This window comes from Polaromonas sp., assembly GCF_041689105.1.
In the GTDB taxonomy this organism is placed as follows: domain Bacteria; phylum Pseudomonadota; class Gammaproteobacteria; order Burkholderiales; family Burkholderiaceae_C; genus Polaromonas.
The window spans coordinates 1-7,138 of record NZ_JBDNGU010000232.1 but is presented as its reverse complement, the minus strand read 5'-3'; the positions used below and the strand labels follow the sequence as shown (position 1 = coordinate 7,138).

Genomic DNA, 7,138 nt, shown 5'->3' with positions numbered 1-7,138 from the left:
CCTTTTTTGTACAACCTCACGACTTGCTTGCGACGCTCGTGAAGTTGCTCCAGTGTTTGCTTTCTTGCGCTTTCTTTTTCCATCAAGCTTCGACACGAAAAATCGAAGAAAGTTCAGACTTTATGGGGCCTTATCTATAGTCGCGGTGATCAACGTGGCGCTAGCGCGGACCCCTTAAGCGAGGAGAGGCCTTAGCCGTTTTGCGGGGCCTCGGTAAGCAAAACTCAGGCGCGATGTACCAAACATCCCAGTCCCCGTAGCACTTGCCACCATAGATCAGCGTTCCCTCGATGACTTCAAGGGAATTTATGGCGAGCGTCGTATCCGGAAAGAAGCGTTTCGCACCCAGGCGATTTGCAAAGCGCAGGGTTACACGGTGGGCGTAATGGGATTGCATGTACAACAAAGGCCCAATTTCGGGCCAGCAAAGCCGCGCTGTCGCATCGCTTTTTGTTGGAAGTTTCCACCGTGCGAGAGCGACAAATAAAGGCCAGCCCGTTTCGGCATTTCGCCCCAATCTGGCGTTTCTTGGTGGTTGCGGTCATGCGATGCGTAAAAGGTGGTCATGCGGCGCAGCTTAGCCACGGTCGAATCGTCTGTGACCCAGGGCTTTGCCTTGCGTGACGCGCGCCGCACCTAGCTGCGCAGTGATCCGCCCTGAGGGCCAGTGAGGTGCCAGGTGAAGCGCGGTGGCTATTGGCAGGGAATGCGGAACTGACGATCGCGTAGTTTCTTTCGTTCCGCAGTAATCCAATCCTGGGTTTGCCCGCTCTGTGGCTGGCGAGCCATCGCGTCCAGGTTTTTTATCTGCGTATCGATTAGTACGCACTCAGCTTTTTTTGCATCCACCGTAGGGCTGTGAGTAACGACGGTTTCCTGGGTAAACGTTGTTTCAGTGCGCGCGGCTGGTTGTGGTCGAACCGCGTCCATCAGGTTGTGGTCCTGTCTGGTTGTAACCCTGCTAACGACGGAGCCTTGCGTACACGCCCCATCTCCATAACTTGTTTTGCCATTTACAACGCATTTGGTGACTGTGCGTGTTCCGGATTCCGTGGGTTGCACATATTTGTAGGCAGACTCTGCTTGGCGAGGGATTGCTGCAGGCAGTTGCGTAGAGGGCCTTACAGCGGTGGCGGGCTCGTTTTGTGAGGTTGGAGAACTCGGCTGCGTGGGTCTGGCTCGCTGGTTCAGCTTCCAGTCGGCGACCTTGTATAGAAGGAAGAGCACGGCCACGAAGATGAGCACTTTGCTCAGCGTGCTGAAGCGATCAGGTGGTGGGCCGAAAGGGCGCCGGCGGCCTTTTTCATGCATGTAGTCTCGGTCCATCAAGCCCATCGATTACCCTTCTGCTCAGTGTTTGTAGCCTGACGATACCGCATGCAGCGCTCATGCCGATGGTTTTCGTGCCGCTAAACTTTTCCGCCCTTTCGCCCTCAAGGAGCCATCATGCCAAATCCCCCCGATCTTCTCCTCAGCATCATCTCCCACATCTCCATACACACCAACGACTGTCCGCGCGCCAAGACGTTTTACGACGCGGTGCTGGCCACCTGCAGATTGGCCAAGAAATGCGGCATGGCGAGTCTGCGGCGTATGGCCGGGCCTTTCCGGAGTTCTGGGTGGGGCGGCTGCAATGGTATGAGTAACAGCGGAAAGTGCTTTTCGCCCAATACCCATGGACGCAAGCAACTTCGTTAGCTGCGTTGCCCTCCTTTCGTCGCGGCAGCAAACGCGGCGCTGTCCGACACGGCGCGTGTTGCAACCAGCCAAAAATGAGGTAGTGCCCGTCGGTACTGCCGCACTAGTCAAGCCGGGCGCTGCCGACAACGTTTAGCCAACAGGAAACAAGGAAAGCACCATGACTTACAAGCAAAATCCGCGCGACGAGCAGGCCCCGAAGACCGGCAAGGTGGCGAACAACACCAACAAGCTGGGTGAGCAAGAGGCCACGCAGTTGAATCAGGGCAAGCGCACGCCGGACAGCCGTACCGACCGCGAGGCGCATATCGGCGGCAGCAACCAGTCGCAGTCGCGCCGCGGGTCGGTGGGTAGCTCCAAGCGCTGAGCTGCTGTCGGCCAGCGCGGGTTGCCGCATCGGCAGTGGCAAAACTGGGCTGGCCACGGACCCGCGCCACTGCCTGCCGAGTCGCACACAAAGTCGCAAAATGTTGCGCACTAATTGCGAAAAAGCTTTATGTGACATAGACTTAGGCATGTCCACCAAGTCGCAAAAATTCGCGTTATACGATCATCCATCACAGATGGAGCCCCTGCTGCCGGGTGAGCACCACCTTCGGCCGCTGCTGGAGCAGGCACACGATTTGCAGAGAGCGGCGCAAAGTCTGGCGGGTGCGGGTGCACCGGCTGAGCTTCGCCAGTTGCTGCGGGCGATGAACTCTTATTACAGCAACAAGATTGAGGGGCAGCACACGCTGCCGTTTGAGATTGAGAACGCGCTGCGCAGCGACTATTCGCAAGACCAGGACAAGGCGCGGCGTCAGCGGCTGGCGCTGGCGCATATGGAGGCTGAGCGCGCGATAGAGTCCCGCTGGAAGGGCTGGACCAGCGGGCAGGTGTGGTCGGCGCAGATGGTACGCGACATTCACCAGGACCTGTTTGCCCGCCTGCCGGATGCGGACCGGGTGTTGCCCGAAGGCGAGGTGCTGCTGCCGGGCGCGCTGCGTGATCGTGGGTTCAGCGTGGGCGTGCATGCGGCGCCGGCGCACACAGCCATTGGCGTGATGCTGGACCGCTGGGGTGCTTTTTATGGTGGTGTGCGGCGCGGTGAGCTGCAAATTCTGGCCGTGGCCGCCTCGCACCACCGGCTGGCGTGGATTCACCCTTTTCGTGACGGCAATGGCCGTGTGGCGCGCCTGCACACGCACCTAGCGCTGGGGTCGCTGGGGCTGACCAATGGCTTATGGTCGCCGCTGCGCGGTTTTGCCCGCAGCCACGAGGCCTACTATGCGCACCTGGCCGCCGCCGATGAGCCGCGTGCTGGCGACCTGGACGGGCGCGGCAATTTGTCAGAGCGGGCGCTGATTGCATGGATGGGCTATGTGCTGGCTCTGTGCATTGACCAGGTGCGCTTCATGACCGGCCTGCTTGACATGGCGGCGATGAAGGACCGCATCGCGGCCTGTCTGGCCTTTGAAGAAAACGTGGTCAAACTCGGTGTGCGCAGCGAGTCGCTTCGGGCGCTGCACTACCTGCTGCTGACGCAGTCAGCGCTGGAGCGCAGCGAGTTCAAGGCGCTGCTGGGTCTGGGCGAGCGGCTGGCCACGGCGCAGGTGGCGGCGCTGCTCAAGCGCGGTCTGTTGGCCACCGACTCGCCGCACGGCAAGTTGCGCTTTGGTGTGCCGCAGCATGCGTTGCGGTTTTACTTTCCCAGGCTGTGGCCGGAAGCAGAGGCCGATGCCGGGCGTGCTGCGACGGGTTGACGCGCTTTTTGCATGAAAACGGCCGTTAGCCCCTGTCGCAAATGAGTAGACAGCTATTAAAGTTATAGCGAGTGAGGGGTGCGCCCGGCGGCGCCACCTGCTGCTGAATCAGTAGCCGGTCTCACCCGCCACCCGCTCCACCTCGTTGATGGCGTAGTCGGTGAACTCGTCGATCTCGGTGGCTTTGTCAAAGACGGCGTCGGCGCCGGCGGCCAGGCAACGCTGGCGCATGGCGGGGGTGGCGTAGTTGGTGAGCACCACAATTTTTTGCCGCAGTGCCCGGTTGCTGCAGCTTGTGACGACGTTCAGGCCGCTGCCCTGCGGCAAAAACAGGTCCATCACGGCCAGGTCCCAGCCGGAGGGGTTGTTGGCCAGCCAGGTCACGGCCTCGTCCTCGGTGCTGGCCCAGCCCACCATGCGTGCGCCGACCAGCTCTTCGAGTGATTCGGAGAGGGCGTCGCGGATGACAGGGCTGTCTTCGACCAGGTAGATTCTCAGGCGCATTGGGGTAGTGTCTTGAACGGGTGAGCTTTGAGTCTACACAAGGCGCGTGGAAAAACACACCCCCGGTTCACCGGGCGATGGTGTGGGCGGGTGCGGTGCCGCTGCTGCTGCATCACGCACATAATTGCTCACACACTTCAAGGAGAACGCTGTGGCCGTGCTGATTCTGGGACTGGTGCTTTTTCTGGGCGTGCACTCTGTGCGCATCGTTGCCGATGGCTGGCGCACGGCAACCATCGCCCGCGTTGGCGAGCTGCCGTGGAAGGCGGGTTACGCCGTGTTGTCCATCGTCGGTTTTGTGCTGATCGTCTGGGGCTTTGGCCTGGCGCGGCAGCAGCCGGTGCAGCTGTGGATGCCGCCGCGCGGCATGCGGCACCTGGCTGCGCTGCTGACGCTGATCGCTTTTGTGTTGCTGGCGGCCACCTATGTGCCGCGCAACGCGATCAAGGCGCGGCTGCACCACCCGATGGTGCTGGCGGTCAAGGTGTGGGCGCTGGCGCACTTGCTGGCTGCCGGCAACCTGGCGCATGTCGTGCTGTTCGGCGCCTTTTTGGTGTGGGCCGCGCTGAGCTTTCGCGCGGCGCGGGCGCGTGACCGGGCGGCTGGTACGGTGTACGCGGCGGGTACGGCGGCGGGCACGGGCATCACGGTGGCGGTGGGTGTCGCGGGCTGGGCGCTGTTTGCCTTCTGGGCGCATGGTGCGTTGATTGGCGTGCGGCCCATCGGCTGAGTAGGGACCTGAGTAGGGACCTGAGTCGTGCGCATCCGGGCTTGTTGGTCAAATCGGGCTCCAGCCCTTGCCGCACAAGCGCAAGCAGCTATCGAACTGATAGCGGCTTAACACAAGCTGGCAGTCTTTGCGCGAAGCGGTGGTTTATTTCCATGCGCTGCGGTGCGTGAAACGCCTGGTTTTGACAGATGGGCGTGGGGGGCAAACAATGGACCGGTCCGGCCTTTGCCTGATCTTTGCCTGATGGCCGTGCCGGTTTTGTCTGCGCTGCCTGCAGGCCGCTTGTTCCCACCCCCTTGCCACCCTGGAGCCTCATGACCCGCCTGAAAAGCCTGCCCCTGTTGTTGTTGTCGTCGTTGTTGTTGTTATTGCTGCTGCTGCTGCTTGCGCAGGCGGCGCACGCGCGTGAGATGGTCAGTGTGAACCGGTCGGTGATCAACATGCGCGAGGGCGTGGGTACGCAGCATGACGCCCTGTGGGCGCTGAACCGCGGCTACCCGCTGGAGGTCACGGGTCGCAAGGGCAAGTGGTTCAAGGTGCGTGATTTTGAAAACGACACGGGCTGGGTGTACCGCCCGCTGGTGGGCAAGACGCCGCACCATGTGGTGAAGTCGCGTGTGGCCAACATCCGCAGCGGGCCATCGACTGGCAACCGCATTGTTGGAAAGGCGCAGCAGGGGGATGTGCTGCGCACCCTTGAGCGGCGCGACCGCTGGGTCAAGGTCCAGCAAGAGGGCGGCCTCAAGGGCTGGGTGGCGCGCCGGCTGCTTTGGGGCTGGTAGGCGGCGCTGTGGCCGCATTCAGCGCTCAGGGCGCGACGGCGGTCTTGATCCAGGCGATGACCTCGTCGCTGGCCACGCGCGGTGTGTCGAGGTGGCCGCCGGAGACTTCCAGGTATTTGTTCTTCGGGTTGGCGGGCAGCTTGTCAACGTAATAGGCCCGGACAAACTTGAACAGCGGGTCCTTCTCGCCAATTGCCGTCAGCACCGCCGTTTTGGCCGGAATGCGGGGCGCGGTGACGGACATCTCGCCGTCGGACGTGGGGTCGAACCAGGACAGGTAGTCTTTGGCCGTGGTCACCACCGTCTGCTGGCGGCCCTGGTTGATGTCGCTGAAGCGCTCACGCGAATCACCTTTGCCAGCGGCGACCAGCGCGCGGGCTTCGTTGATGCTGTCATGAACCACCTTGCCCCAGGGTTGGGTGTAATAGCCCACAGGGGCGTGCCCCGGCGCCAGCAGCACCAGCGCGTCCACGTCGCCGCCACGCGCGGCATAGGCCATGCCGGCGGGCGAACCCATGCTGTGGCCGGCAATCACAATTTTTGTCGCGCCCTGGTCGCGCAGGCTTTTGATATGACCACCCATCTCGGCCAGGGCCTTGTCCACGCCGCCGTCGATGTAGCGGCCGCGCGACCACGGCATGTCAGGGAAGGCAACCAGCCAACCCTGGCGCTCGAAGGTGCCTTTCATGACGCCGAAGTTCGGGTCCATGTTGCTGCCCGGGTTTTTGCCGTGCAGCATCAGCACGCCGATGCGCTCCTGGGCGTAGCTGGTGAAGGCGGTGGCGAGCAAAGCGGTGGCAAGAGCCAGGGCAAAAAACGGACGACGTTGCATGGGGCTTCCTGTACGGTGGGGTGGCCGCGCGAGGACCGCGCAGAGGGTGTGTGCGGCAGTGTAAGGAATAGACGCCACGCCAGCAAGGGGCTGTCATACCATGAATATGGGGGGTACCTGATTTGACGCATGGCCCGGCCGGGCTTCATCCGTCTCATGGTGCTGGTGGCGCTGTGCCGGGTTCTGACGACACTCTATGGCGTCACGCCCGGCACCTGCCGCTCGGGTGAGCGCGCTGATCAACGCGGCCTGCGGGTCAGCGATGCGCCCTATGGCAAACTGCGTTTTGGTGTTCCGCAGCAGGTCTTGCGGGTTTATTTTTCCAGGTTGTGGCCCGAAGCGGAGGCGGGTGCCCATCATGAAAATGTTTCTTCGCGTTCTTCTTTTCCTTTTTATCGGCTTGGTGCTGCTGGGCACGGTGGCGGTGGTGGCCACCTGGGCGCCGGACAAGCCGGTGGACGAACTCAAGCCGCGCTGGGCGCAGGCGCCCTCACAGTTCATTGCGGTTGACGGCCTGAAGGTGCATTTGCGCGACGAAGGGCCGCGCAGCGACCCGCTGCCCATTGTGCTGATTCACGGCACGTCGGCCAGCCTGCACACGTGGGAGGGTTGGGCCGCAGCCTTGCGCGGTCAGCGGCGCGTGATTCGCTTTGACCTGCCGGGTTTTGCGCTGACCGGACCGAACCTGCAGAACGATTATTCAGTGCAAGCTTATGTGCGCTTTGTCACTGCCGTGATGGACCAGCTGGGCGTGCAGCGCTTTGTGCTTGCGGGCAACTCACTGGGCGGGCAGGTGGCCTGGGAGACGGCGGTGGCGCTGCCGCAGCGCGTGGCGCAGCTGGTGCTGGTT

The 7,138-nt window shown here is 62.3% G+C and carries 7 protein-coding genes; 5 read left to right on the top strand and 2 right to left on the bottom strand.

Annotated features, from left to right (window positions below; all coding sequences use genetic code 11):
- Positions 1-1,858: 1,858 nt before the first annotated feature.
- Together ACESMT_RS21590 and ACESMT_RS21585 are read left to right on the top strand one after the other, a co-directional pair.
- Positions 1,859-2,065, top strand: coding sequence for a hypothetical protein (locus ACESMT_RS21590; protein ID WP_372828646.1), 207 nt, complete (start codon positions 1,859-1,861; stop codon positions 2,063-2,065).
- Positions 2,066-2,213: 148 nt separating this feature from the next.
- Entirely contained in the window at positions 2,214-3,440 is a 1,227-nt protein-coding gene (locus ACESMT_RS21585; RefSeq protein ID WP_372828645.1) for a Fic family protein, read from the top strand.
- 108 nt (positions 3,441-3,548) lie between these two features.
- Here the strand turns inward: ACESMT_RS21585 and ACESMT_RS21580 are convergent, their stop codons facing one another.
- Positions 3,549-3,944 carry a response regulator transcription factor gene (locus ACESMT_RS21580; protein WP_372828644.1) on the bottom strand — a complete coding sequence of 132 codons (396 nt, stop codon included), beginning with the start codon at positions 3,942-3,944 and terminating at the stop codon, positions 3,549-3,551.
- A 151-nt stretch (positions 3,945-4,095) separates the two neighbouring features.
- Between ACESMT_RS21580 and ACESMT_RS21575 the strand changes: the two genes are divergently transcribed.
- Positions 4,096-4,674, top strand: a complete 579-nt coding sequence (locus tag ACESMT_RS21575) for an NnrU family protein (protein WP_372828643.1) — start codon at positions 4,096-4,098, stop codon at positions 4,672-4,674.
- Positions 4,675-4,988: 314 nt separating this feature from the next.
- Positions 4,989-5,456 (top strand): SH3 domain-containing protein, encoded by a 468-nt coding sequence (locus ACESMT_RS21570; protein ID WP_372828642.1) that lies wholly within the window; start codon positions 4,989-4,991, stop codon positions 5,454-5,456.
- Positions 5,457-5,481: 25 nt separating this feature from the next.
- Here ACESMT_RS21570 and ACESMT_RS21565 read toward each other — a convergent pair whose 3' ends face one another.
- Positions 5,482-6,288 (bottom strand): alpha/beta fold hydrolase, encoded by an 807-nt coding sequence (locus ACESMT_RS21565; RefSeq protein WP_372828641.1) that lies wholly within the window; start codon positions 6,286-6,288, stop codon positions 5,482-5,484.
- Between the two features lie 358 nt (positions 6,289-6,646).
- Between ACESMT_RS21565 and ACESMT_RS21560 the strand changes: the two genes are divergently transcribed.
- The coding region (locus ACESMT_RS21560; protein WP_372828640.1) for an alpha/beta fold hydrolase at positions 6,647-7,138 on the top strand (492 nt) is incomplete at its 3' end.